Origin of the sequence: Lentibacillus salinarum, assembly GCF_042679865.1 — a bacterium.
GTDB classification, from domain to species: Bacteria; Bacillota; Bacilli; order Bacillales; family Amphibacillaceae; genus Lentibacillus; species Lentibacillus salinarum.
Genome location: NZ_JBHTNH010000016.1, coordinates 1 through 24,787, shown reverse-complemented (window position 1 = coordinate 24,787; position 24,787 = coordinate 1). Strand labels below are relative to the sequence as shown.

General features: G+C 44.4%; 27 protein-coding genes and 1 pseudogene. 5 read left to right on the top strand and 23 right to left on the bottom strand.

Going from position 1 to position 24,787, the window contains the following annotated elements; translation table 11 throughout:
- Positions 1-153: 153 nt before the first annotated feature.
- Positions 154-1,548: an L-cystine transporter gene (locus ACFQ4A_RS07880; protein ID WP_382399294.1), complete on the bottom strand. Its 1,395-nt coding sequence runs from the start codon at positions 1,546-1,548 to the stop codon at positions 154-156.
- A gap of 233 nt (positions 1,549-1,781) precedes the next feature.
- Between ACFQ4A_RS07880 and ACFQ4A_RS07875 the strand changes: the two genes are divergently transcribed.
- Complete coding sequence (locus ACFQ4A_RS07875) at positions 1,782-2,345, top strand: helix-turn-helix domain-containing protein (protein WP_382399292.1); 564 nt, start codon at positions 1,782-1,784, stop codon at positions 2,343-2,345.
- 67 nt (positions 2,346-2,412) lie between these two features.
- Here the strand turns inward: ACFQ4A_RS07875 and ACFQ4A_RS07870 are convergent, their stop codons facing one another.
- From ACFQ4A_RS07870 to ACFQ4A_RS07845, 6 genes and pseudogenes are all read right to left on the bottom strand, one after another.
- Positions 2,413-3,651 (bottom strand): MFS transporter, encoded by a 1,239-nt coding sequence (locus ACFQ4A_RS07870; protein ID WP_382399290.1) that lies wholly within the window; start codon positions 3,649-3,651, stop codon positions 2,413-2,415.
- A gap of 187 nt (positions 3,652-3,838) precedes the next feature.
- Positions 3,839-4,277 (bottom strand): annotated as a pseudogene (locus ACFQ4A_RS07865) (OsmC family protein).
- 13 nt (positions 4,278-4,290) lie between these two features.
- The gene (gene chrA / locus ACFQ4A_RS07860; RefSeq protein ID WP_382399288.1) at positions 4,291-5,469 is read right to left on the bottom strand and encodes a chromate efflux transporter; all 1,179 of its coding nucleotides are present in this window, start codon (positions 5,467-5,469) and stop codon (positions 4,291-4,293) included.
- A gap of 216 nt (positions 5,470-5,685) precedes the next feature.
- A complete protein-coding gene (locus ACFQ4A_RS07855; protein WP_382399286.1) occupies positions 5,686-6,045 on the bottom strand; it encodes a DUF488 domain-containing protein in 360 nt (119 codons plus the stop codon).
- A gap of 18 nt (positions 6,046-6,063) precedes the next feature.
- Positions 6,064-6,900 carry a TerC family protein gene (locus ACFQ4A_RS07850; RefSeq protein ID WP_382399377.1) on the bottom strand — a complete coding sequence of 279 codons (837 nt, stop codon included), beginning with the start codon at positions 6,898-6,900 and terminating at the stop codon, positions 6,064-6,066.
- A 262-nt stretch (positions 6,901-7,162) separates the two neighbouring features.
- Positions 7,163-8,890: a phospho-sugar mutase gene (locus ACFQ4A_RS07845; protein WP_382399284.1), complete on the bottom strand. Its 1,728-nt coding sequence runs from the start codon at positions 8,888-8,890 to the stop codon at positions 7,163-7,165.
- 186 nt (positions 8,891-9,076) lie between these two features.
- On the opposite strand from ACFQ4A_RS07845, the gene ACFQ4A_RS07840 reads away from it, so the two are divergent.
- Both ACFQ4A_RS07840 and ACFQ4A_RS07835 read left to right on the top strand, forming a co-directional pair.
- Complete coding sequence (locus tag ACFQ4A_RS07840) at positions 9,077-10,156, top strand: AI-2E family transporter (RefSeq protein ID WP_382399282.1); 1,080 nt, start codon at positions 9,077-9,079, stop codon at positions 10,154-10,156.
- A 318-nt stretch (positions 10,157-10,474) separates the two neighbouring features.
- Positions 10,475-10,654, top strand: coding sequence for an SE1832 family protein (locus ACFQ4A_RS07835; RefSeq protein WP_382399280.1), 180 nt, complete (start codon positions 10,475-10,477; stop codon positions 10,652-10,654).
- Between the two features lie 59 nt (positions 10,655-10,713).
- Here the strand turns inward: ACFQ4A_RS07835 and ACFQ4A_RS07830 are convergent, their stop codons facing one another.
- On the bottom strand, positions 10,714-11,268 hold the full coding sequence (locus tag ACFQ4A_RS07830; RefSeq protein ID WP_382399278.1) for a hypothetical protein: 555 nt from the start codon (positions 11,266-11,268) through the stop codon (positions 10,714-10,716).
- A gap of 73 nt (positions 11,269-11,341) precedes the next feature.
- Positions 11,342-13,222 carry a cation:proton antiporter gene (locus ACFQ4A_RS07825; RefSeq protein ID WP_382399276.1) on the bottom strand — a complete coding sequence of 627 codons (1,881 nt, stop codon included), beginning with the start codon at positions 13,220-13,222 and terminating at the stop codon, positions 11,342-11,344.
- Between the two features lie 324 nt (positions 13,223-13,546).
- Between ACFQ4A_RS07825 and brnQ the strand changes: the two genes are divergently transcribed.
- Both brnQ and recQ read left to right on the top strand, forming a co-directional pair.
- Positions 13,547-14,842 (top strand): branched-chain amino acid transport system II carrier protein, encoded by a 1,296-nt coding sequence (gene brnQ, locus ACFQ4A_RS07820; RefSeq protein ID WP_382399274.1) that lies wholly within the window; start codon positions 13,547-13,549, stop codon positions 14,840-14,842.
- A gap of 253 nt (positions 14,843-15,095) precedes the next feature.
- Entirely contained in the window at positions 15,096-17,249 is a 2,154-nt protein-coding gene (recQ, locus tag ACFQ4A_RS07815; protein ID WP_382399272.1) for a DNA helicase RecQ, read from the top strand.
- A 190-nt stretch (positions 17,250-17,439) separates the two neighbouring features.
- On the opposite strand, the gene ACFQ4A_RS07810 is transcribed toward recQ, so the two are convergent.
- From ACFQ4A_RS07810 to ACFQ4A_RS07745, 14 genes are all read right to left on the bottom strand, one after another.
- Entirely contained in the window at positions 17,440-17,601 is a 162-nt protein-coding gene (locus ACFQ4A_RS07810; protein WP_382399270.1) for a hypothetical protein, read from the bottom strand.
- A gap of 55 nt (positions 17,602-17,656) precedes the next feature.
- On the bottom strand, positions 17,657-18,124 hold the full coding sequence (locus ACFQ4A_RS07805) for a hypothetical protein (RefSeq protein WP_382399268.1): 468 nt from the start codon (positions 18,122-18,124) through the stop codon (positions 17,657-17,659).
- Between the two features lie 106 nt (positions 18,125-18,230).
- Positions 18,231-18,602, bottom strand: a complete 372-nt coding sequence (locus ACFQ4A_RS07800; RefSeq protein ID WP_382399375.1) for a VOC family protein — start codon at positions 18,600-18,602, stop codon at positions 18,231-18,233.
- A 117-nt stretch (positions 18,603-18,719) separates the two neighbouring features.
- Positions 18,720-19,076: a hypothetical protein gene (locus ACFQ4A_RS07795; RefSeq protein WP_382399266.1), complete on the bottom strand. Its 357-nt coding sequence runs from the start codon at positions 19,074-19,076 to the stop codon at positions 18,720-18,722.
- Between the two features lie 490 nt (positions 19,077-19,566).
- Complete coding sequence (locus ACFQ4A_RS07790; protein WP_382399264.1) at positions 19,567-19,866, bottom strand: hypothetical protein; 300 nt, start codon at positions 19,864-19,866, stop codon at positions 19,567-19,569.
- An 83-nt stretch (positions 19,867-19,949) separates the two neighbouring features.
- Positions 19,950-20,078 (bottom strand): hypothetical protein, encoded by a 129-nt coding sequence (locus ACFQ4A_RS07785; protein ID WP_382399373.1) that lies wholly within the window; start codon positions 20,076-20,078, stop codon positions 19,950-19,952.
- Positions 20,079-20,134: 56 nt separating this feature from the next.
- Entirely contained in the window at positions 20,135-20,374 is a 240-nt protein-coding gene (locus ACFQ4A_RS07780; protein WP_382399262.1) for a YrvL family regulatory protein, read from the bottom strand.
- A gap of 121 nt (positions 20,375-20,495) precedes the next feature.
- Positions 20,496-20,801, bottom strand: coding sequence for an ATPase (locus ACFQ4A_RS07775; RefSeq protein ID WP_382399260.1), 306 nt, complete (start codon positions 20,799-20,801; stop codon positions 20,496-20,498).
- Between the two features lie 82 nt (positions 20,802-20,883).
- Entirely contained in the window at positions 20,884-21,237 is a 354-nt protein-coding gene (locus ACFQ4A_RS07770) for a hypothetical protein (protein WP_382399258.1), read from the bottom strand.
- A gap of 247 nt (positions 21,238-21,484) precedes the next feature.
- A complete protein-coding gene (locus tag ACFQ4A_RS07765; protein WP_382399256.1) occupies positions 21,485-21,817 on the bottom strand; it encodes a DUF2332 family protein in 333 nt (110 codons plus the stop codon).
- Positions 21,818-21,981: 164 nt separating this feature from the next.
- Entirely contained in the window at positions 21,982-22,506 is a 525-nt protein-coding gene (locus ACFQ4A_RS07760; RefSeq protein WP_382399254.1) for a hypothetical protein, read from the bottom strand.
- A gap of 115 nt (positions 22,507-22,621) precedes the next feature.
- On the bottom strand, positions 22,622-23,023 hold the full coding sequence (locus ACFQ4A_RS07755) for a DUF3888 domain-containing protein (RefSeq protein ID WP_382399252.1): 402 nt from the start codon (positions 23,021-23,023) through the stop codon (positions 22,622-22,624).
- A 114-nt stretch (positions 23,024-23,137) separates the two neighbouring features.
- On the bottom strand, positions 23,138-23,578 hold the full coding sequence (locus ACFQ4A_RS07750) for a GNAT family N-acetyltransferase (protein WP_382399250.1): 441 nt from the start codon (positions 23,576-23,578) through the stop codon (positions 23,138-23,140).
- Between the two features lie 163 nt (positions 23,579-23,741).
- On the bottom strand, positions 23,742-24,554 hold the full coding sequence (locus tag ACFQ4A_RS07745) for a DUF1835 domain-containing protein (protein ID WP_382399248.1): 813 nt from the start codon (positions 24,552-24,554) through the stop codon (positions 23,742-23,744).
- Between the last annotated feature and the right edge of the window lie 233 nt (positions 24,555-24,787).

Genomic DNA, 24,787 nt, shown 5'->3' with positions numbered 1-24,787 from the left:
CTCACTCCGGTCGATCCGCCGCTCGCTCCGGTCGATCCGCCGCCCGCTCCGGTCGATGTTGCGCTCGATCTGGTGCACGCGCCAGTCGATCATCGGCGCAAAACATCCATATAAGTACAGCCGCCCCATACCGGAGCGGCTGCCAACCTTCCATTAAACAGCTGTTTCCTGTTCAATGGCTGTTTTATCATTATAATTTGTCAGGTTCAGCTTCTTCATAATGCGGGCTGTCAAGGTTCCTGTCAGCATCGCATCGTTAACGTTCAATGCGGTGCGCCCCATGTCAATCAGGGCTTCAATTGATATCAACAGACCCGCCAGAGCAACCGGCAGCCCCATCGAAGACAGCACGATCAATGCGGCAAAGGTTGCGCCACCGCCGACACCTGCGACACCGAATGAGCTGATGCCGATGATAAGAACCAGTTGAATAATGAATTCAGGTGTGAGCGGGTTGATGCCAACGGACGGTGCGATCATTACAGCGAGCATTGCCGGATAAATGCCGGCACAGCCATTTTGCCCGATCGTTGCCCCGAATGAGGCGGACATATTGGCAATCCCCTGATCAACACCAAGCGAATTTTTCTGCGCTTGAATATTTAACGGAATTGTTCCGGCACTGGAGCGTGACGTGAACGCGAAAGTCAAGACCGGAAGCACTTTTTTCAAATAGGTCATCGGATTCAGGCCAAACACGCCAACCAGGACAAGATGAATAATAAACATGACGAACAGCGCTGCATAGGAGGCAATCACAAATTTGCCAAGTTCAAGAATACCCACCACATTCGTATTGGCGACGGTGGTTGCCATCAGGGCCAGTATGCCAAATGGTGTCAGACGCAGAATCAACGTCACAATCCGCATCACCACGGCGAACACGGCGTTGACACCTTTTGTAAACAGCGCGGCTTCATCCGGCTTTTTCCGGCGCAGTCCCAAAACAGCAATTCCGACGATCATCGAGAAAATGACGATCGCAATGACCGATGTCGGCCGGTCCTGAGTCATATCCTGAAAAATATTCGATGGAATGAAACTCAGAACCTGCTCAGGCACTGTCATCCCCTCGACATCGCCAAGCTGTGATTCCATCGCTGTTCCCCGTTCCTGTTCTTCCTGCCCGGCTTCAATGTCACTGGCATCCAAATTAAACACCGCCGCACTACCGATGCCGACAAGTGCTGCTATCATCGCAGTCGATACCAAGAGGCCAATAATCCAGCCGGCCATTTTCCCCAGATCGGATGATTTCTCCAAATTAATGATCGACTGGATGATGGACACCATAACGAGTGGTATGACAATCATCATCAATAACTGGATATAACCGCTTCCTATAATGTCATACCATGCAGTTGTCTGAGTCATCACGTCCGACTCCGTCCCATATATTGCCTGCAGAATCGCACCGAGTACGATGCCAAGGCCAAGTCCGGTAAACACCCGCTTGGTAAATGAATAGTGCTTTTGCTGCATGCGGATTAATAGACCGATCAGTACAACAAGAACGGCCACATTCAAAACGATGTAGAATGTATCCAAAATGCTCTCCCCCTCTATTGATTGTTCAGGTTATGCAGCAGGTATTCGTCTGCCACACACCGCATTTTATCTCCGGAAAAACTAAAATGTATAATTCCGATGAAATTAGTTTGCTTTAATACTATACAAGGACAACCGTAAATGTGTCAACGATGTTTTTCCATAATTCTTTGTGACCTTAACCCCAAATGGTACAATAGAGGAAAGCATACGATGAAAGGAAATGGACTGAGATGAAAGACGTCTATTATGTGCAGGACCTGGAGCAATTAAAAGTGCTAAGCGATCCACTGAGAGTCAACATCTTATGGGAACTTGATCACGGGGCCCAAACCGGGAAAATGCTGTCCGTCAAGCTTAACCTGCCCGCATCCAAAATGCGTTACCACTTGACGGCTCTGGAAAAGGCTGGTCTGGTTGAAATCGAGCGGACAGACGTGATCAATGGAATTGTGCAGAAGTTTTACAGGCCAATTGCCAAAGAAATTTCACTTGAGAAAGTGTCACCACTGATTAATAAACATGACCATCCCTTCAATGGCAATACACTGACGGAGAATGCCCTTGAAAGTTTAAAGCGAACGCAAAATATATTGCAAAATCAGGACGCGGACAGCCTCAACACAGAAGAGCTGATTCAGCAATTTATATCGGTCTCGTTAAGTGAAGCTGATTTTAAAGTTGCCAGAGAAAAATTGCTTGATGCCGTCCGGTTCATGAAAGCACACGACCAACAAACGGCTGTGGCTAAAACCTATCACGTGAATATAACCGGGTTCCCGGCTGAAGAATGGTAAAGGGGAAATTTCAGTCAGCGGGCGGGGGTCCCTCCTCCCAGAAGCGGGAACCCCCCGCTGAATGTCTCTAACCATTTGCATGCTGAGGCGTTTCCAGATAATACGTTTTTCTTGAAGGGGCCATGACCATCACCAATAGAACCAGACTCAAGATAAACGTGACGGCTGAAGCACTGACGATTGTGTACCTGAGCGGGATGATTTCACCTGTAAATCCGATCAACAGGACAAAAACAATCTGAAACGCACTTTGTAATGTACCAAAAACACTATATATCCGACCGATCATCTCTCCCGGCACATTATTTTGGAAGAACGTCATAAACCCTGAATTGGAAAATGAATTAAAAAATCCAATGATCATGAGACCGACAGCGACCGACCAGAAGGAGAAGGAAAAAGCATAGATAAGATATCCGACAGTGGTTAACAAAAACCCTATGCCAATCAGAAATCGCAGGGAAAGCTTTTTGGCCAGCATCGATAAAATAAAGGCGCCTGCAATCGAACCGATCCCCGTGATACTTACTAATAGTCCATAATCACTTTCCGACAGCCCCAGTGTCTGCTGAATGAACACAACCTCCTGGGAATCCATCCCAATGGAAATGACCATAAGTAAATAAGTCAATCCAACGATCATAATGATGTAAGGAACGTTTTTGCTGAAGTGAAAAACAGCCTTCCAATCATGTTTAAAGACATCCCAATTAAATGCCGTTGTCCCTTCTGACGTATAATGCGGCAGAAACAGCATGATCCCCGCCGATACAAGAAATGATACGGCCGTCAGCCAGATCGTAGCACCCGCGGAAATAACTACAAGCAGTGCACCGGCTATCGCAGGCCCGACAATAAAGGCACTCGCCATGACGAGACTGGCATATGAATTATAGGCCTTCCGATCCGCCTTAGGAATCAGTTTGGTAATATACGTGACCGAGGCTGGATCAAAAAAAGCTTTTGCCACTGACAAGAGGAATAAACAGCCGTAAATTATCGGAACAGATGAAACAAGCGGGATGATGGCCATGATACAGGCCCTAATCAAAACGGTAGCCATCATGATTTTCTTCTGATCCAGACGGTCAATCAATGTCCCAGCCCAAAACTTGGTCATAAGTGAAGCCAGCGGCCCCATGATCCACAGCCCGGCAACCGCTGCCGGTGACTGTGTCAGCTGCAGTATCAGGACATTAATCGCCACCAGGTAGATAAAGTCCCCCAGATGTGAAATCCCAACCCCTGATAAAAGAAGCATCCCCATTTTCCATTTTGCGATAAATGCTTTCAAAAACGTTGGCAAACCAAGCACCTCTCCCTCACGAAAATATCATACTCATCATTTTTTTATATCGTATTAAAATATTAATATGATTATACCACCTGATGACGGGAGAGGTAACAGTCAGAATACCAGCCATTCATAACAGGGTTCTTCTTCCATCGAAATAACGTAAAAAAAAGCCCAGGGGGACCACTACGCCCCGGACTCACTGAATAACTGCCTGCAATTCGATCGCCACATTGCCTTTCAGCCCGGGAGATCATGCAGCTTGACTCGGCTTTTTCGACAAGTTTGTGCAACATTCGATAGTCCTTGTCGTCCGCCCCATCCTTTAACGCCACGTATGGTTTGTGAATGATTTTTTCATACGTGATGACGCCATTGGTAACATCGACCACACCTTCTGAATCAAGTGCCATTTCCTTCAGTGGAAGTTCGGCGCGTTCAATCATGGCTGCCAGCGTGATCAGATAGCACGTTGCGGCCGCTCCCAATAACATTTCGTCCGGATTTGTCCCCACGCCAGGCCCATCCATTTCCGGCGGGATCGAAACCTTCGTCTTTAGATTGCCGGCGTCGATAGAGCCCGTGCTGTTCCTGCCGCCCGGCCAATCGGCCTGCAAATGAAAATGATGCTGTGCCATTCAATCACTCCTGTCAAAAAATAATACGCATGCCTGTACCAAGGATAACACCAGTGATCACAACGAGCCATGCCGGCATTTTCCAGAAATGCAGCAGCCCGAACAAAACAGCTGCCAACGCAAAGTCAGCACCGTCCGCAACAGAACTTGTAAAGACCGGATCATACAACGCAGCCAATAAAATACCAACCACACTTGCATTTACCCCCGTCAGGATTCCCTGAAAACTGGAACGCTGCCGCAATTCGCTCAGGAAAGGCAATGCCCCGACGATCAGAAGAAACGACGGGAGGAAGATGGCGATGGTTGCGACGATCGCGCCGGTCACACCGCTGATCATCGTCCCAAGATAACTGGAAAACGTGAACAATGGCCCTGGAACCGCCTGTGCCATCCCGTATCCGGCCAGAAATTCGCTGCTGTCTACCATCCCGTTTGGCACGACTTCCTGTTCCAGCAGAGGCAAGACAACATGCCCGCCACCGAAAACAATCGAGCCGACACGGAAAAAGGTATCAAATATAGTGACGTATGTGTTGGAAACCGCCTGTGAAACAATCGGCAGACCAATCAGCAGAACAGCTAAAATCACCAGCGAGATCATCCCCTGCTTTTTGGTGATGGATACCGAAAATGGCTGGACATTTGAGTTCGTCTGATCGGAAAAAGCGAAGTACCCCAGAATCGCAGCACCGACAATCACACCGATTTGCACCATAGCTGACGGAAACAGAAGTATAATCGCAGCCGCCAACAGCGCCACCGCAATCCGCGGCTTATCCGATGTCAGTTTTTTGCCGAGCCCGATGACCGCATGGGCCACAACAGCAACGGCCACAATTTTCAGGCTGGCAATCCAGGCCGCATCACCCAGGGCAAATGACTGATACAACAGGGCAAATAACACAAGAACAACAACAGACGGCACTGTAAAACCGAACCAGGAAATAAGTCCGCCCAATAATCCGCCCCGGAGCATGCCGATGGAAATGCCAACCTGGCTACTCGCTGGCCCTGGCAGGAATTGACAGAGTGCGATAATATCCGCGTAAGTCTTGTCGTCAAGCCATTTCCGCTTATCGATGTATTCATCCTTAAAATAGCCGAGATGGGCTACCGGCCCGCCAAATGAGGTCAGCCCCAGCTTAAGCGATGTTCCGAATATTTCGGTCAGTGAATGTTTTTTGTGCATACTACCTCTCCTATTGCTTTTTTCTGAACATACCATATTTTGAGGCAGGAAACGATAGCATTTACAAAAATTTAACATGCGACATGCTGACGTTCACATTGTTTCGCTGACGTTCACAAGTAGGATGACTACGTTCACCGTACATCCGCTAACGTTCACAATTCATACCTCCACATAGACACAAAAAATCCCCGCCAAATGCGACGGAGATCCTCGCTACTGCCTGTCCACGATTTCTTTCAGCACGCTGGCCTGATTATGTTCCTCATCTTTGGCCGCGAACAACAATGTCAACTGCTTATCATGTTCTTTGGTCAGATCTTTCAGTTTTTGTAGTTCTTCTTGCTGGCGACCATTCTGCAGCTCTTCTTTATACTTCCTCTTGAACGCATCATATTTCTCCGGGTCATGGCCGAACCATTGCCGCAATTCTTTGGACGGACCAATTTCTTTGAGCCAATGATCCAATTGCGCGTTGGCTTTGGATATGCCTCTTGGCCATACCCGGTCAACTAAAACTCGTAAGCCATCTTCCTGTTCGATCTGCTCATAAATCCGTTTCAGCTTGACAGGCATATACCTCACCACCTTGTTTTACGAATTGTGATGCTGCGGCGTTTTTTCCGCCATCTTACCGGATGCAGACCAGCCAATGACGGCAATCGCCACCAACACGGTGTAAAAGATGATTTTCCAGGTTGTGGAATGTGGGAACGCGTGCGGAATCAACCCAATATCATCATGGGCCAGCACAATCATGGACAGTTTGACGCCGACCCAGCCGACGATGGCAAATGCTGCGACTTCAAGGCCAGGCCGCTTATTTAACAGTTCCACAAATATATTCGCCGCAAACCGCATAATAATCAGACCAATCATCCCGCCGGCAAAGACAACGGCAAATTGTGCGCCATCAAGGCTGCCAATGTGCAGCAGACCGGTTTCCGGCAATGCTACGGCAAGGGCCACGGCGGCCAGAATGGAATCAACCGCAAACGCCAGATCCGCAAATTCCACTTTGACCACCGTCATCCAGAAACCGCTGCCGTTTCGGGCTTTTTCCTGCTCCGCCTGGGCTGCTTCGTCTGCTTTGTTGCTTGAAAACCTATCATATAAATTTTTACCTGAGATACCTAACAGATAGATGGCACCCAAGGCTTGTACCTGCCAAACATCCACCAGGAACGAAATGATGAACAAGGAACCGAACCTTAGGATAAACGCCCCTGCCAGCCCATAAAACAGAGCCCTCTTTCGTTGCTTTGGCGGAAGGTGCTTGACCATAATCGCCAGAACCAGTGCGTTATCGGCGGCCAGCAATCCTTCCAGACCGATCAAGACAATCAGTACCCATAAATATTCAACGATTAATTGAGCTTCCACGATGATCTCTCCCTCTTGACGTAACGATATGGGGTGGGGCCCAAACATTGTTGCCAATCAACGAAAAAATGGCCCCCGCCAGCAGGCAAGGACCAATAAAAAAGACCCTTACCACTGTGGTAAAGGTCTCGCTAACAACATGTGTTGCCAATTAAGCCGGGGATAGGCCATCCCGAAATGACGACTTGAATTGTCCAGCTACTCCCCTTCAGGAATGAAACGCTTATTGCTGATTTCTATTAAACCGTTTATGTCGCAAAAAGTCAACAATTATGTCCGGACACGTTTGAAAGGCCATCGCCACATATGCCTAAAACCGGCTGATAAGGGTTTCCATAGCGGTTTTTAAATCCGTCAGCCGGTTTTGGCCAGCTTTCTCACTTGCTTCACAGACACCGACATAACATTTGATTTTTGGCTCGGTACCGGACGGACGCAGGCAAACCCAGCTGCCGTTATCTAATAGATATTTCACGACATTTTCCTGTGGCAGGTCAATCGGTTCTGTTTCATTCGTGCTGATGGCTGTCCGTTCACCGGCGAGATAATCTTCGGCATACGTAACCTCCAGTCCCCCGATTGATGTCAATGGTTCTTTCCGAATACCAGCCATAATGGCAGCAATTTTTTCCGAGCCTTCTTTCCCTTTTAGCGTGATGGACAGCATATCTTCCATAAAATAGCCGTGTTGCTCGTAAAGCAGGTGGAGGGCATCGAACAGCGTTTTACCCTGCTTTTTCCAGTAATGGGCCATTTCAGTGGCGATGACAGCTGCCTGAACAGCATCCTTATCCCGGGCGAAGTCACTGACCAGGTACCCGTAGCTTTCCTCATAGCCGAAGATGAATGTTTCACCTGTCGCGTCAAATTGGCGGATTTTTTCACCGATAAATTTAAATCCGGTTAACGTATCAATCGTCCGGACACCGTAAGCATCCGCAATTTTCCGTCCCAATTCGGAGGTAACGATGGTCTTCAGCATACGCGCGTTCCCCAGTAAAGCCGGGTCACTGTGTCTGAGAATGTAATCCAGCATGAGTGCGCCCAGCTGGTTACCGGTAAGCACCGTGTATGCACCGGCATCATCCCGAGCAGCGATGCCGAGACGGTCCGCATCAGGGTCGGTTCCGATTAAAATATCGGCACCTGTCTGCGTCCCGAGTTCGATGGCCATCGTGAAGGCCTGGTGCTCTTCCGGATTCGGGGATGTCACCGTGGAAAATTCTGGGTCCGCGACAGCCTGTTCTTCCACCACGTCAACGTGTTGAAAATTCAGCTGATCCAAGCCTTTCAGCACCAGGTCATGGGCTGTTCCATGTAATGGTGTAAAGACAATCTGCAACTCTTTCGCCAGCTGCTGTTCATCTGCGCTCAACTTGGAAATCCCGGCCAATTGCTCCAAATAGGCATGATCAATTTCCTGGCCGACCCAGGTCAGCAAACCCTGCGCTTCCAGCTCTTCTTGTTCGAGGTACGGAACGGTTAACTCATCTTCCGTTTTCTTAATCGCTTGTGTGATATCATCGGCTTCATTCGGTGTGATTTGCCCGCCGTCTTCATTATATACTTTGAACCCGTTGTATTCCGGCGGGTTGTGACTGGCGGTGATCATGACACCAGCTACTGTCCCCAAATATCTTACGGCGTATGACAGCAATGGCGTCGGGTGCATCCTGTCAAATATGTAGCTTTTAATCCCGTGTGCGCCAAGCACTTTCGCTGTTTCAACTGCAAACTGCTGCGATTGATACCGGGAATCATATGCGATGACGACACCTCGGTCATTCACATTCACACACTGCACCTTTAAATAGTCGGCAAGGCCATTCACCGCTTTTCGCACCGTATAGATGTTCATCCGATTAATCCCCGGGCCGAGCACCCCGCGCATCCCCCCGGTCCCGAAGGCTAACTCGGTATAAAAGGCATCTTCCAGCACATCTTGCTGACCGTCCATCCTATTTAATTCCTGCTTTAAGGCAGGATCAAGCGCCGTATATGAACGCCATTTTTCATAAACTGTTTCCCACTGACTCATGACGACCTCACCCTTCTGCATAACCATTTTAGTTGGCATTCTACCATACTTTTGACCCATATTCTATATTTCTATGTTTAGACAGCCGGCCTACAGGTAAACATAGCAAAAAATACTTTCTATTAAGCGCTGCAGCCGTTAAAATAGATTCAAAGCGAATTAAACTGGAAAGTTGTGATCACAGTGATGCAAAAACGCTGGTTTCAAACATTAATTGTCCTGATTCTTGTTTTCCTGTTGATATTACTGATGTCAGCAGCTGATTTTATTTTCGATCCGCTCTTCAAATATGTCGGGGCCGTCGCCTTTCCGTTTATCGGCGCCGGCGTCTTGTTTTATTTGACACGGCCATTGATGCACCTGTTGGAAAAACTGAAGCTGAACCGTATCATGGCCATCCTTGTCGTTTTTATCGTGTTAATTTTTGCGCTGTATATCGTCGGCCGGTATATTGTGCCGATTCTGGAAAATCAATTCGCCAACCTGATTAACAATATACCAACCATGGTGTCGACAGCGCAGGACATTATCGCATACTGGCAGGCCAATCAAAATGTAATCCCGGCTGAAGTAAATGAAACCATTGATCGGCTAACGTCCAATCTGCAAACTTATATCGAGTCCGTCATGTCGTTCATTTTCGGCTTTATCGGCGAATTCATCAGTCTCCTGTTCATGCTAGTGCTAATTCCCTTTTTCCTGTTTTTCATGTTAAAGGACGGGGAAAAACTTGTACCGTTTATGACGCAGTTTTTCGAAAATAAGAAAGCGGCCAATATCCGTTCCCTGATGTCCAAAATCGATGATACCTTAACGTCCTATATTCAGGGACAGCTGATTGTCAGCTTTTGTATCGGCATTCTGCTGTACATCGGCTATTTGTTGATCGGCCTCAACTATGCGCTGACGCTTGCCATATTCGGGATGATCATTTGTGTCATTCCGTTCATCGGGCCTTATCTCGCGGTCACGCCGGCCATGGTCGTTGGCTTGTTCCAGGATCCGCTCATGCCAGTTTGGGTGGCTATTGTCATGATTGTCGCCCAGCAGATTGAAGGGAATCTCGTTTCACCGAATGTGATGGGGAAAGCCCTGCACCTCCATCCATTGACAGTGATCACGCTCGTTCTTGCGGCGGGAAGTATTGCAGGGCTTCTTGGCATGCTGTTTGCTATTCCAATTTATGCCGTTATCAAAACGATCATCAGCCATTTGTACGAAACCTATCAGGATGCACAAAAAGATGAGAACGATGCCTTGATCTGATGTCATGGCAGGCCGGTGTCAAAACAACATTGATCGTTGTCCAGCGTTTCGTTTTCCTTGATTGACCATCGAAACAGGTTGGTTAGCCATTTTCCAAAGAAATAATGCTGACGCGTCTTTTCAGATGCCAGAGGTCAGAAGTTGGATTGGAGGAATTCGGTGTGTGTAAGCCGATCTCGGTATTGAAAACGTCATCCAAAGTTTTACTGTTTCTTATTGTCCAAAGAAAAACTGACCGGTTATTTATCTTATCATAACGCATATCCTTGTTTTGTAAAGGTGACTTCAGCTAAACTGGTAGCAGGGAGCGTGATTTTTATGACAAAAGAACAAATCGAAGCGGAACTCGCCGAATTGAAATCAGATTATGTGCGGATACAGGGTGACGTGGAAAAGGCCACCTCATTCGGGGTCAACACGTCAACCGGGGAAAGAAAGATGATTGAGATTGAAGAGCGTGTCGCCGAGCTGAATAAACAACTGGATGCATTGGACTGACTAAACCGGGGAGCCTCGTAACAGGCGCCCTGGTTTTTTGGCGGGGTGGCTTGACGTTCTCAGGGGGATGTTTCCGTTCTCCGGTTGATATTCTTGCTATTCTGTCGATTCTTCCAGCTCTTCTGTTGATTCTTCCAGCTCTTCTGTTGATTCTTCCGGCTCTTCTGTTGATATTCTCGCTCTTCTGTCGATTCTTCCAGCTCTTCTGTTGATTCTTCCAGCTCTTCTGTTGATATTCTCGCTCTTCTGTTGATTCTTCCGGCTCTTCTGTCGATTCTCCCGCTCTTCTGTTGATATTCCCGCTCTTCTGTTGATTCTCCTGCTCTTCTGTTGATATTCTCGCTCTTCTGTTGATTCTCCTGCTCTTCTGTTGATATTCCCGCTCTTCTGTTGATTCTTCCGCTCTTCCGTTGATTCTTCCCACTCTTCTGTCGATATTTCCGCTCTTCTGTTGATATTCTCGCTCTTCTGTTGATTCTTCCGGCTCTTCTGTTGATTCTTCCAGCTCTTCTGTTGATATTCTCGCTCTTCTGTCGATTCTTCCGGCTCTTCTGTTGATTCTTCCGGCTCTTCTGTTGATAGTCCTGAACCGCCCTGACAGGAAAATTCGACATCCAGCCAATTCTATAGTCTCCTAAACCATAAATAAAGACTGCCCGTCGAGGACAGCCCTTCTACCTGGTATTACTAGCTGTTATGGCTGCTGCCATTGGTATTGCCGTTTCCGTTGTTGCTGCGCTGGTTTTCCAGGCGTTTCTTTATTTTCTTAATTTCTTTTACCGGCGGGGTCAGGCTGACAACAATATCACCGGTTTCCGGGGTGATCCGTAATTCCTCTGAGAAATATTTCAGCCTGCCTGACGGTTTCATGACATACAGTAGTACCGTGTCATCATCTTTATCCTGCAGATACTGTTTATAACTGTACTGATTCGTAAGGGTCGTTTGCCGGAAAATATAGTTTTCTTTTGTTTTCTGGTTTAAGTCGTCAAGCGACAATTCCTGTTTGAACAAAATCCGGCCGCCGACTTTGTTGACGATGTCCCCCATGCCATTCAAATCATGACGGTACGGGCTCACCTTGAAAACATTGGTCCGGCCATACTCCGGCATAAACGTGGTACAGATAAGCGCATTGTATGAATTATACTCAGTAGCAGCAATCAAATACTCATAAGGAATCGTATCCAGATTGTATTCGGTCTGCTCCGATAACATTTGGCCATGATAGAACGGAACCCCCGCCTCACGGGCTCTGCGCAGTCTTTCCCACGATGAATCGACAACAATGACCGGGGCTCTTGCCTTTTGTAGCGATTTAGCCAGATTCACCGTAAAATTGTTGCTGCCGACAATCAGTGTGCCGGGTCTGCCTTCCTTGGACAAATGAAGCTTTTTGGCAAGCCAGCCGATCGAAAAACCGTGGGCCACAACGGTTGAAAATACCAGCGCAAATGTGATCGTCGTAATTAGCGTGGCATCCGCATAGCCCGCTTGGCTCAGGATCGACGCAAAATAGCTGGAAACCGTTAATGCGACAATCCCCCGGGGCGCAATCCACCCGAGTAATAATTTTTCATTCAGCGATAAGTCTGTTCCGATCGTTGACAGAAAAATAGACAAAGGCCGCACGATAAACATCATCAACAGGACATAGCCCATAATGGTCGGATCGAATACTTTCAGCAATGTCTCCAGCTGTAGTGAGGCTGTCAGCATGATAAAAATGGCCGAAATAAGCAGTATCGAGATGTTCTCTTTAAAGTGGCGCATGTCTTGAATGGAACTGATCCCCATATTGGCAAGCGTCATGCCCATGGCGGTGACAGCAAGCAGCCCCGTTTCATGGACAATCTCATCGGCAAAGGTGAAACAGGCAATCACCACGATGAACACGGCGGGCGATTTCAAAAACTCTGGCATATAGCCGGTTTCAAACATCCAGCCGATACCACGGCCACATGCCCAACCTAAGATACCGGCAAAAACAGAAGCCGCAAAGAATATAAGGAGTGCCGAGCCATCCGGGTTATTAGCTGTGAAAAACGTAATAATTTCAAACGCGAAAACAGCCAACAGCGCACCGAGCGGGTCAACAATGATCCCTTCCCACTTCAGAACCTTGGCGGGGCGAGGCTTTAATTTGGACTGGCGCAACAGCGGCATGATGACGGTCGGTCCTGTCACAATAAACAAGCCGCCGATGACGAATGCAGCAGCCCAATTCAGCCCTGCCACATAGTGTGCCGCCAGTGATCCGAGAATCCATGCCAGAAAGGCGCCGATCGTGGAAATCCGGAAAACCGGACGGCCGAGGCCGCGAATTTCCTTAAAACTTAAATTCAAACTGCCTTCAAACAGAATGATCGCAACGGCTACAGATATAATCGGATTATATAGATCACCAAAGTCTTCTTCAGGGTTCATAAGTCCCAGGATCGGACCTGCAAGCAATCCTGTTATGGACATAATAACAATGGCCGGCATCCTGTAGCGCCAGGACACCCACTGGGAACCTATCCCCAAGAGACCGATTAACATCACTTCAAATAAAAGAGATGGCACCATACGCGTCCCCCTTTACATCTTATATTTTCCATGAACAGTGATAATATTAATTGTCACTATAGCGAATTCGATTTTTCGTGTTTAATGAGATAAGGTTATTTTAAATGGGTCAAAAAGGAATGTAAACATATTCGTTTGAAAAAAAATCACCAATCAACAAAATATCATCACAAAAACGTCACATACAACCCTCCAAAACAGATTGACAAATTTCGACGTAACTTGTTAAACTATTTCTGCTTTGCGGCATTTCAAAATATTTTTAAACCATTTTTTCAGACTATTTAATTTTTTATTGGGAAATATATTGAAAGGAACACGTCTATGAAAAAAGATACCGTTATCATCGGGTTTATGTTATTTGCATTATTTTTCGGAGCTGGTAACCTGATTTATCCACCGACGTTGGGAATTGAATCCGGGTCATCCTATTGGGCGGCCATTGCCGGCTTTATTCTAACGGGTGTCGGATTACCAATCCTCGCTGTTGCCGCTGTATCCTTTGTTAAAAACGACGCCAGAGAACTGGCAGATCAGGTACATCCGCTATTCGGCCTGATTTTCACCTCATTGGTCTACCTGGCGATCGGCCCGTTTTTCGGGATTCCACGCACGGCCACTGTAGCGTTTGAAATGACAATTGAACCATTCACCAGTGCGACGGCTGTTTTGCTGTTCCTGTTTACGACGATTTTTTTCGTGTTGGTCTATCTCGTCAGCCTGAACCCGTCCAAACTTGTCGATCGGATCGGCCAATTTTTAACACCCGTTTTACTGATGGCCATTGTTGTGCTTTGTATCGGCGGTTTCCTGCTGCTGGGTCATGCCTCAGGAAAACCCGGGGAAAAGTATATGGCGGCTCCCTTTTTCACCGGTTTTGTGGAAGGTTATTTGACGATGGATGCGATTGCCGCACTCGCTTTTGGGATTATTGTCGTCGGCGCGTTTAAAGACCGTGGCATTGCGACCCGGAAAGGGCTTGTGACGGCGACATTGAAAGCCGGCTTGGTCGCAGGTATCGGGCTAACCGCCGTGTACACGTCCATCGGCTGGATCGGTACGAAAATGGCCGGTGAAGGCAATTTTTCCAATGGCGGGGCGATTTTGTCGAGTGCTGCCGATACCATATTCGGCAGTTTCGGTGCGCTTATACTCGGTGTTATTGTGGCACTCGCTTGTTTCAGCACGTCAGTTGGACTGGTCGTGGCATGCGGACAGTTTTTCCATAAAATAACCGGGATGCCGTACCATTTGATCATTGCGCTGGTCACCGCTGCCAGTTATCTGATCGCCAACCAGGGATTGAATACGATTATCGGTGTATCCGTCCCGGTACTAACGTTCATTTATCCGATTGCCATCGTGCTGATTATGCTGACCTTTCTGCACAAATTGTTTGGCGGGTCGCCGGCTGTCTACCAAGGCGCTATTCTGATGACGGCGATTGTGTCCCTGTATGACGGGCTGGCGGAATTCGGGGTCGATATGCCGGCTGTTACCTCCGTTATGGCCCATTTACCGTTTTTCTCCATCGGGCTCGGCTGGCTTGTACCGGCCATCATTGGCGGGCTGGCTGGCTATTTGTTCAAAGGTCGGGGGGCAGCGTCTTATTCGCATTAAAGGGCTGAGATACTCAGCTCTTTTTTACAAGATGAGAAACTATAAAATTTTGGGCGACGTTTTCAATACCGAAATCGGCTACTTCGCCGATTTCTTCCAATCCGACTTCTGACCTCTTGCATCTGAAAAGACGCGTCAGCGTTTTTTCTTAGTGGTTGGAACCGAAATTCATATGTTAAGATAAGGAAGACTTACGCAGTACGCGTTTGAAAATGGGGGTAAACAGGGATTTGGAACAAGGGGAATCGGAATTATGATAAAACAACCTGAACAGATTCTGCAGACCTATTTCGGCTATGACACCTTCCGCGCCGGCCAGAAGCAGACGATCAACAACATTATGAGCCTGAATAACACGCTGGCAGTGATGCCGACGGGTGGGGGAAAATCCCTGTGCTATCAGATTCCCGGCATGGCATTGGACGGCACCGCAATTATCATTTCACCGCTCATTTCCCTGATGAAGGATCAGGTCGATGCATTACAGACACTGGGCATCCCGGCAACTTACATCAATAGCTCACTGACAACTAGCGAACAGCAGACACGCCTTTCGGATATTGAAGCCGGCAAATACAAATTCGTTTATGCCGCACCGGAACGATTTGAGTCCGGTCGATTTATGGACGCCATGAATCGCATCCGGATTGCCCTGGTTGCGTTTGATGAAGCACACTGCATTTCCCAATGGGGGCATGACTTCAGGCCGAGTTACCGGTCCATCATTCCGAATTTACAGCGACTGCCGAACATCCCTGTCACCGTCGCATTAACTGCAACAGCAACGGTAGACGTGATGGCCGATATTCAGACATTATTGCAGATTGCCAGCAAGCACGTTGTCAAAACCGGGTTTGAACGGGAAAACCTCTCCTTTCATATTGCCAAAGGAAAAGATAAACCGACGTACATCCGCTCATTTATGCAGGAACATAAACATGAATCCGGCATTATTTACACAGCCACACGAAAACAAGCGGATACCCTGTACGATCAGTTGAGCCGGCGTGGCTTGCCGGCTGCCAAATACCATGCCGGACTGACAGAAGATGAACGAAAACAGGCCCAGACGGCGTTTATCCACGATGAAAAAACCGTTATGATTGCCACCAACGCATTTGGGATGGGAATCGATAAATCCGATGTACGATTTATTATCCATTACGCCATGCCGATGACAATTGAGGCGTATTATCAAGAAGCAGGTAGAGCCGGACGCGACGGCGAACACAGTGACTGTATCCTACTGTTTTCACCACAGGATGTGCAGCTACAGAAATTTTTGATTGAACAATCCCTCATGGACGACCATGCCAAGCAGCATGAATACCGGAAGCTGCAGGCGATGATCAACTATTGCCATACGCATGGCTGCCTGACAGCCTATATGCTTGATTATTTTAATGACGAGACGGCTGCCGGGGACACATGCGGCCGCTGCAGCAACTGCCACCACCTGCAGGAGCGTGTCGACATAACCGAAGAGGCGCAAATGATCTTGTCGTGTGTCAAACGGATGGGGGAACGGTTTGGCGTAAGCATGACTGCCAAAGTCCTGAAAGGGTCCAAAGACAGTCGGATCCGCCAATTCGGCCTGCATAAGCTGTCCACCTATGGTATCCTGTCTGCTTATACGGAAAAAGCCATTAATGAGCGGGTTCAATTTTTGGTGGCTGAACAATTGCTGGCAACACAAGACGGCAAGTTCCCGACATTGCAGTTAAACCATCATTCAGTCGATGTACTGAAAGGGAAACGGCCGGTCTGGATGTACACAGCACCCATCCCTGAAGCTGAACAGGCTGATTATCAGGAAGACCTGTTTGCGTCATTACGAGAACTGCGAAAGAAAATGGCGGATGAACAAGGCGTTCCACCATATGTCCTGTTCTCCGATGCGACGCTGAAAGAAATGAGCCGCTATTTTCCAGAAACGAAAGAAGATATGCTGGCCATCAAAGGCGTCGGTGAAAAGAAATATGAGCAGTATGGCGAGGCGTTTCTTGCTGTTGTTCAGGCGTGGCGCCGAGAGCACCCCGACTCCACCAGACCCGTCAAAATAGTGGGCGGCAGTACGGGATCTCAACCTAAAAATGACAAACAGGCTGACGACCGCCCAAGCCACGTGATCAGTTATACAATGTTCCAGTCCGGCAAATCAATCAAAGATATTGCGGCGATAAGGGAGCTGACACCCCAGACGATAGAGGGACATTTGTTTAAAGCATTCAAGGATGGGCACCCGATTGCCTGGGAGATATTTCTCAACGCAGATGTCGAAACAGCTGTTTTAGCTGCCCGGGAGAAACTCAGCGAACCGAAGCTGAAACCGCTAAAAGAGGCACTGCCAGAAGATTATAGTTATACGATGATTAAGGCTGTTTTGGTGAAGAATGGGTTGATGTGAAGCGTTCGCATGAATCGGCTGTTTGTTTCATTAATATTGCGTGTTCATAAGAGATCCGGCCACCTAAGTTCACGACGTCCTCGAAAAGGGAAAGCATTTTTTGTTCTGTCGGTGCTTTATCGTGCGACGACCCCTCGAATTCGCGCAGCAGTCCCAGAATTTCGCGCGACTACCCCGCGTTTTCGCGCGACTACCCCGCAATTTCGCGCAACGGTCCCAGGATTTCGCGCAGCAGCCCCACGAATTCGCGCGACGGCCCCAGAATTTCGCGCAGCAGCCCCAGAATTCGCACGACCTTTTCCTGCGCGTCGGAAGCTTGAGGTGGCGCGAGCTCCTGGGCAACGGGATACATAAATAGCGGGCCTCCAGGTGTTGTTTAATAAAATTAGCGGTCCAACAACCTGCGTCTAGTTCAGAAATGTCTTGCCGTTTTTATCTTTGTTATACAGGACCAGCACTTCTTCTTTGTCGCCATCTGCATCATCATCGTTCCAGTTGACAACCACGTAGATTTCATTTACTTCGGACAGTTCTGTCAAAGCTTCCTCTTCGCCCTCGATTGTCCCGATGATCTGTTCGGCGATATCAGTCTGCCCGGATATTGAGCGTCCATGGAATCTATTTTTCTCTCCGTCTACGACTGCATAGGTATCAAAACTGAAAAAGTCAGCCATATGTTCGTCTTCATTCTTCATAGTCAGTGTCCCATTCCCTGCTTTAGAGCCTTCGGGCGTTATCACGATTTCATAGCTATTCAATTTCCAGTGGTCGCTTTCTCCTGACAGGGACAAATAATAATTGGTTTCCATCTCCTTATTATTGCACGCTGATAGCACAACCAGCAAAAAGACCAAGCTGAAAAGAATTTGCTTCATGTCATCACGCCTTTACAATTTATAATATATAGGTGGTCAATAATGGGGACTTTCTTTCGCAATTGTTAGCAATTGGCTGGTATAACGGTACAAACCACAAGGGCAATTATTTAACCCATTGAAGAAATTCAAGGCGATTCCCAAACGGATCGTCAACATAAAACCGCTTTGCGCTTTCTAGTGGTTCATCTTCTTTAACCTTAACTCCCTGATTGATGAGCTGTTCACGCAGTCCTTCTAAATTCTCGACATGAAAAGCTGGATGAGCTTTTTTAGCAGGGATAAAGTCCTCTTGAATTCCTATATGAAGCTGGTGGGTTCCGCATTTAAACCAAACGCCACCACGTTTCGCCATGTTTTCTGGTTTAGGGATTTCTTCCATGCCAAGAATACTGCTAAAGAAATTCCGCGCTTCATCTTCGCTATCTTTTGGTGCAGCTAGTTGAACGTGATCAATTCCAGTGAAAGAATACGACATAATCAAACACACCATCCCAACATCTTTTTAAACTGGCATTAGACGTAATTGTCTTTTAAATGAATATTTAACCATTACGTGTTAGAAGAAGCTTCCTTATTCGATTACGGCGTCCGATTACGGAACAATGATATTTGAAATTATTCCAAAAATTACTGAACATAGAATTATAAATATTGTTTGTATGCAAATAAGTGATTTTACCACGTCATAACCCGTTGTATTTGCCATATTTTTTGCAGCTTTTAAATTGATTGGCACAAAGTATAAAGAAAACAGAAGTCCTCCCGAAAGTGAAATACTTATATAAACCAACAATGGGTTAGTAGTTATATTTTCCACTGCTCCCCCAATGATAAAGAAAGGAACGCCAGCCCATATAAAAAAGGTTGGAACTAACAAAACCAATGCCATTATTACTAACATAAAGTTCTTTTTGAGCGACTTTAAATAACTGTGATAGTAAACATTCATCGTTGAGACCCCCTGATATTTAATTCTTCTAAGGGCACCTTTTTATTCAAGGAAAGCGCCCGTTTGGTTTTAGGTTGGCCCTTTGTTCGGTATAGCGTATTTCAGAGGGCGCATTTTTACTCTACACCACTCACGTCATCGTTGGATGACACATAAGTTTCCTATGTTCAAACTCTAGACCCGTACATTCGGAAGTTTGTCAGTTCCCTTTCGTGAGAACATTCTCACCATATCCAGTTTTTCAGCCGCGCGGCATATCCGTCGGCATACCTTCTCATTGAGAGTGGCTCCAGCCTTCGTTCTGCCGAATCACCTGTGCTTCATACCCCAAAGCCTGTCAGCCTTGACGCATGCAGGATTTGTTGACGGGATGGTTTCAGGAAACATGGTTCCGTCATTCCCATCCTCCGTTGTAACGTTGGAATTCATTAAAATTCCCCGCATGTTCACGCTTCTAAGCGTTTATAGCGGAACTTGTCGCGCGCGCCCGTTAGTTTAAGACTAAACCTAATACAAAGGGTGAGATAATAAGTAATATAGAACTCGAAATTAGGGTATAGGAAACAGACTTTGGAAGCTTAACTTTGCCTTTTCCTTTATACCATCCTGAGAATTGTAACTTATTCCTGTACAACACAAACAGCAGTAATAAAATAGCTATTGCACCTAACCAAGAATAAGCTTCAGTTGCTTCATTGACCGTATAAATATTTTCTATGAGCATCCACCCTAATCCACCAAGCAGTGCAAAAATAATTATAATACGTAACAGTTCTAATAACGTCCTCATTTTTATCCATCACCTCCATATACGATATTAGGGCTTATTCTTACTAAGGACCCGTTAACGGAACAAACTTGTCAAACAATATATCAAACTGCTGCTTCTTTGTGTTTATTTTTTTCATTTCCAAATATCGACTCAAAAAAGGTTAATATCAGTGAAACGACCAACTTTGCTCCAGGTGAAAGATTAATACCGCTCATAAATGCATCCACTATAAAAATAACTACCCAGTTTGTGACAAATCCAAAAAGAAATTGGATAACAAATGCTGTTATCTTTCCTCGTATTTTTTAACAGATAAATCAGCCATAGCACCTAAAACCAAATCAACTGGCAATCCCAAAATAAAGATACTTATTACAAAGATGATTAATGACCAGATTGATTGATACTGAACACCAAGTATTTCAAAAACCCCCGCTATTCCAAGGAAATAAATCCCTATTAAAATTCCCATTATATATATAGCGAAAAGTGTCATTCCGATTATATTCTTTATCTTTTCTTTCATAGATTGATTAATCTCCTTACTCCCGCAATCTGGCTCAATATAAGCATAAACCTTGTGCGACAACTGCACCCTTTTATGGAATAGTCGTTTTCTACAATTAGTGGTATAGTTGAATTTGGCTTTAACTATTTTCAGTTTTCTTCCACATATTGAAATTATAAATTAGCTGAACAAGAATAGCTATAAGTAGTAATAGTCCCAAAAATACGTTTACTAGCATACTCCAGTCTGTATAAGCGTAAATAAAAATGAGTAGCAGAATATTTATAGGAATAAATATGATGGTCCTAATCATTTTTCTTCTATAAGATAGTTTGAAGTAATTTATTTTAAATCCTCTATCCACTTTATCCTTTCCTTTAAAAATGATGGATAAAATAATAACAACAAATAATGTAATAAGCACGGGAAGAACGAAATCTGACATTCTCAACCCCCTTCGCCCAACAAAAGATCCAATTTATAGAAAAGCATAATACTCAATTACACGCCCGATCGCAGTAGACTTTTTAAGTATTATTTTCATTATCCTTAATATCAAACACTTCATAAAGCAAAACATCAGAAACAGCTAAAACCCCCATAACGATATACAGTTTCTTCGGTAGATCAAAAATTAAGATAAAAACAGCAAAAACTGCAAAAAATAGGATAGCCGTGAGGTACTCTCTTTTTCTTCCTCCTTTACTTTTATGAGGGAATACTTCATGAAGAAATATAACAACGGGAATAACTATTGCGAGAGTAATGAGGGGTGTTTTAGGCAAATCAAAAATAACTATTAACAATATAATGATCAGGACCATTATACCGCCATGTAAATATTCTCTTGTTTTATTATTAATCTTCTTTTTCTTAGACATACTATCACTCCATTAATTAAGCAATGTGCCATATTGGCGCCATTCCTTATTAGTGAATNACAGGTGGTGAATGCAGAGCGAAGCAATCGAATCCATTCCCTTGTCCGGTTTTTGGTTTTAACCGGTAAATAATAGATTGGATGTAGCTCTATTATACTGTTTTTTCCATATTAAATAGCGGAGAGCCGAAAAATTCGGGTCTTTGCTTGCATCTCTCGCATCTTTGATGGATGAAAAATATAGTTTTTCACCGGACTTTTAGAATCTCTATAATTACGTCCTCATTCTCTGAACAAAAATCCTTAAATAAAGGAAAAGAGTCTTTTTTATTCTTAGGTGGGTTAGTTATACTTGGATAATAATATTTCAAATCATGATTTAATCCTTGTAATAATAAATGATGAACAGCCCCAAATAACATGTTCGGTCTGGGCTGTCCTTCTCTTACATAAGTAGATAACTCAAGTAGTTGCTCATCAGAAGCTACTTGTAAGGATAGAAATTCATATAATTCACTTGTACCTTTGCATTCTTCCTCAGCAAATTTTTTAAAACTATGAGACAGAGCTTGTTTATCCATACAAAACCTCCTTTACTCTGTTTGCATTGTTCCGGATAGGCGGCCGATTGTTTAATAGATTATTTTAATCTTAGCATTAGCAATTTATCTTTCGAGTAATGTTCTAGCAAAACATTACTTCGAAAACACATCAAAGCAACCTCTAATTCTTTATGCTATGTATTTTATAGCGAACGTCTTAATACTTCTTCAGTTAAATTTGTTAATACTTCTTCTTTAGTCAAATTTTCACTAGGTTTTGTTTTTGGTATGAGTGCATCTTTCGCAATGTATTCGTTTAATACAAACTCGTCTTCATATTGTTTTTTCCCTACTGAGTATTTTATTTTTGCTGTTATTTTTTTATAATCATCTGATTTACCCAAATCTTTTATTGTTGTAAAAGATTGATTTGGCGCTATAAACGTATCTTTTATATTTTTAAATACTTCTTGTTGTAACGGTTTACTATAATATTCTGGAAAAAAAGTTAATGAGTTAATTATAGCCCCCGTCTTTCCGAAATTTTTGATAATGATAAATTTATTTCTAGTACTTAAAAGTTGAAGAATATCCATATAAACTACTACGTATGGTCTATTAGCTCTTTCAACAGACTTTTGATTTTGTATTAGAGATGCAACGGAAATTCCTACTGCTACTATAGCTACAACAACACCAACGATACTGGTTATCTCATTCATTTCCATTTTAGTTTCCTCTCTTTATTTAGAATGTCTAGTTATGCAACAAGCGCCACCGTTTGTGGCATAGTGAAATCAAGGTTTTTAAGCTCAAGCGCCCGTTGATGGAGCCGTATGTTAGCTAATTAAAATCCACTCTCGGATAAGTTTTTAGATGTTCATAATTGATTAACTTACCTTCTGAACTTACTACAATCTTATCTTTGCCATAGGTAATATGAGCCCGATAATAAGGTTTTACTTTTAAAGTAATCTTATATGCCCCGCCTACACCATATAATTGTTTTATTTTTAATATTTCCGTATCATATGAAGCCCAAGTAAGACCTTCTGGTGCTTTATCATCGTCTTTATAAATTTCAGCTATTGCTTTATCAACTGGCTCTCTCAGGCTATTGATTAGTGCATATTTTAATGAATCACATAATTCCGTATCAGCTTCATTTATCGTTTGTGCGTATGCTGGGACGCTATAACTCACTAAAAAAATAATTAAGATAAGACTAACAGCTAGCCTTTTCATACTCATCACCTCAGTTTAGTTTTTGAAACTAAACTGTTTCTATTCAAGAAAATGGTCCTACTGGCAACTTGGATATTACCATTTATCTCGCAAGTGTGTCCTATTGAGGAATTATTATGAATCCAATGGTTTCTTAAACACATAACTCACCTTTCCATAATCCATTCTTTCTTCATAAAAACGATGAGCATCTGTACGTTTTAGTCCAGATGACAAGGCCACGCTTTCATAGCCATTTTCTTTAGCCCATTTATGTACATAAGAAAGAAGTCTCTCTCCATATCCGTTCGACCGTTTACTGCTATCAGTAACTAAATCACACACCCAAACAAAACGCCCATAATATAGAGTTATCATAGGTTTAAACCCAGTAACTGCAACAATTTCTTCTTGATCATACAAAGCAAATAACCTGTACATATCCTTTTCTTTAGCTTCTGTCACCAAATCAAGATAAGTAGCTTCATCAAGATGAGTGCGTAATTGATTCATTACCGGAAACGCTTCAAGAATTTCCTCCTGGGATTGAAGTTCATTAATAGTTAGAGTGTCCATTGCTAGCCTCCTTTTTTTATTTTATACAGCTCATTGTCCTATTCAGATTTACCATATAAAATCCCTGCGTCTGTTCCACATAATAGCCCGATTGTTCAGTATTGCCGCTATTTCTTATTCCAGATAAGCGCCCGTTTGCGGTATACTGAAAAACAGTACATTACTATACTACTTTTATTTTATACATACGCGTGGATTGTAGATCACCTTCATATATCAAATGACCAGAATGAATAAGTGAACGAATGCGATATTCAACCCAAGCATCAGATAATAATTGTTCTGAATGCCCAATCACTTCTCCAATAACTCTTGTTGCATTTATAAATTCAAAATCGCACATTTCATAATGCAGCCTTTTGGCACACTTTATAATAAACGAATCATACCTTGCTTCTAGCTCATGAATTATTTCTCTTTGTTCCCAAGAACGAATAATACTCTTACTTTGAGTTAATCCTTCTCCCTCTTGCTCTAAACTTCGCCTCATTTCCTCTGAAATTGGATAAAGTGAATATTCATAAAAATGAGCGAGCTGCTTTGCGTTACATTCACCCGTATGGCGAATAGCAATTCGAACTTCCTTATGTCTTGTAAAGTCATGCATTGCTTTAAATGTATTTACAAAGTTTAGTTTAACTTTCTTATCTTTTAATAAATAGCAACTGATTCGAAGGCCAATTTGCTCTGTAGCATTTTCGCAAGTCCAAATAGTTACTTCTTCATCATTCTTTATTTCCAACAACTGTTGTAATGCCTGCTGGTAGGCTGTTTGATCATCTTCAGGATTGCTCCACATCGGATGGAAGGAAGACTTCAACCAAGTAAAATGATCTTTGATGCCTCCTTTTTTATGAATATTGGTGATAGGTCCCACAGAAAAGTCAATTGGTAATCCAATAATCTTATGACCTTCCTCACGTAAAGTAAGTTTCAAACTACCTTTCGCAGCTCTTCCAAATACTATATGAACCACGCTACACCTCCAGGATCATATTATAGGCAATATATCATATTTCCAATGGCGAAATACTCACCAATATTGCCTAATACAGAAGGACGCGCTTATTCGATTACTGCGCCCTTTTGCCGAATGGTTTCTTCTAATATTTGCTGATATTAAATCTTAAGTATTACACAGGTCCTCACTTTGTAAATTCAGCTTTAAATAAATATACAACATCGTATTTTTTTAATTCATTGGGATCT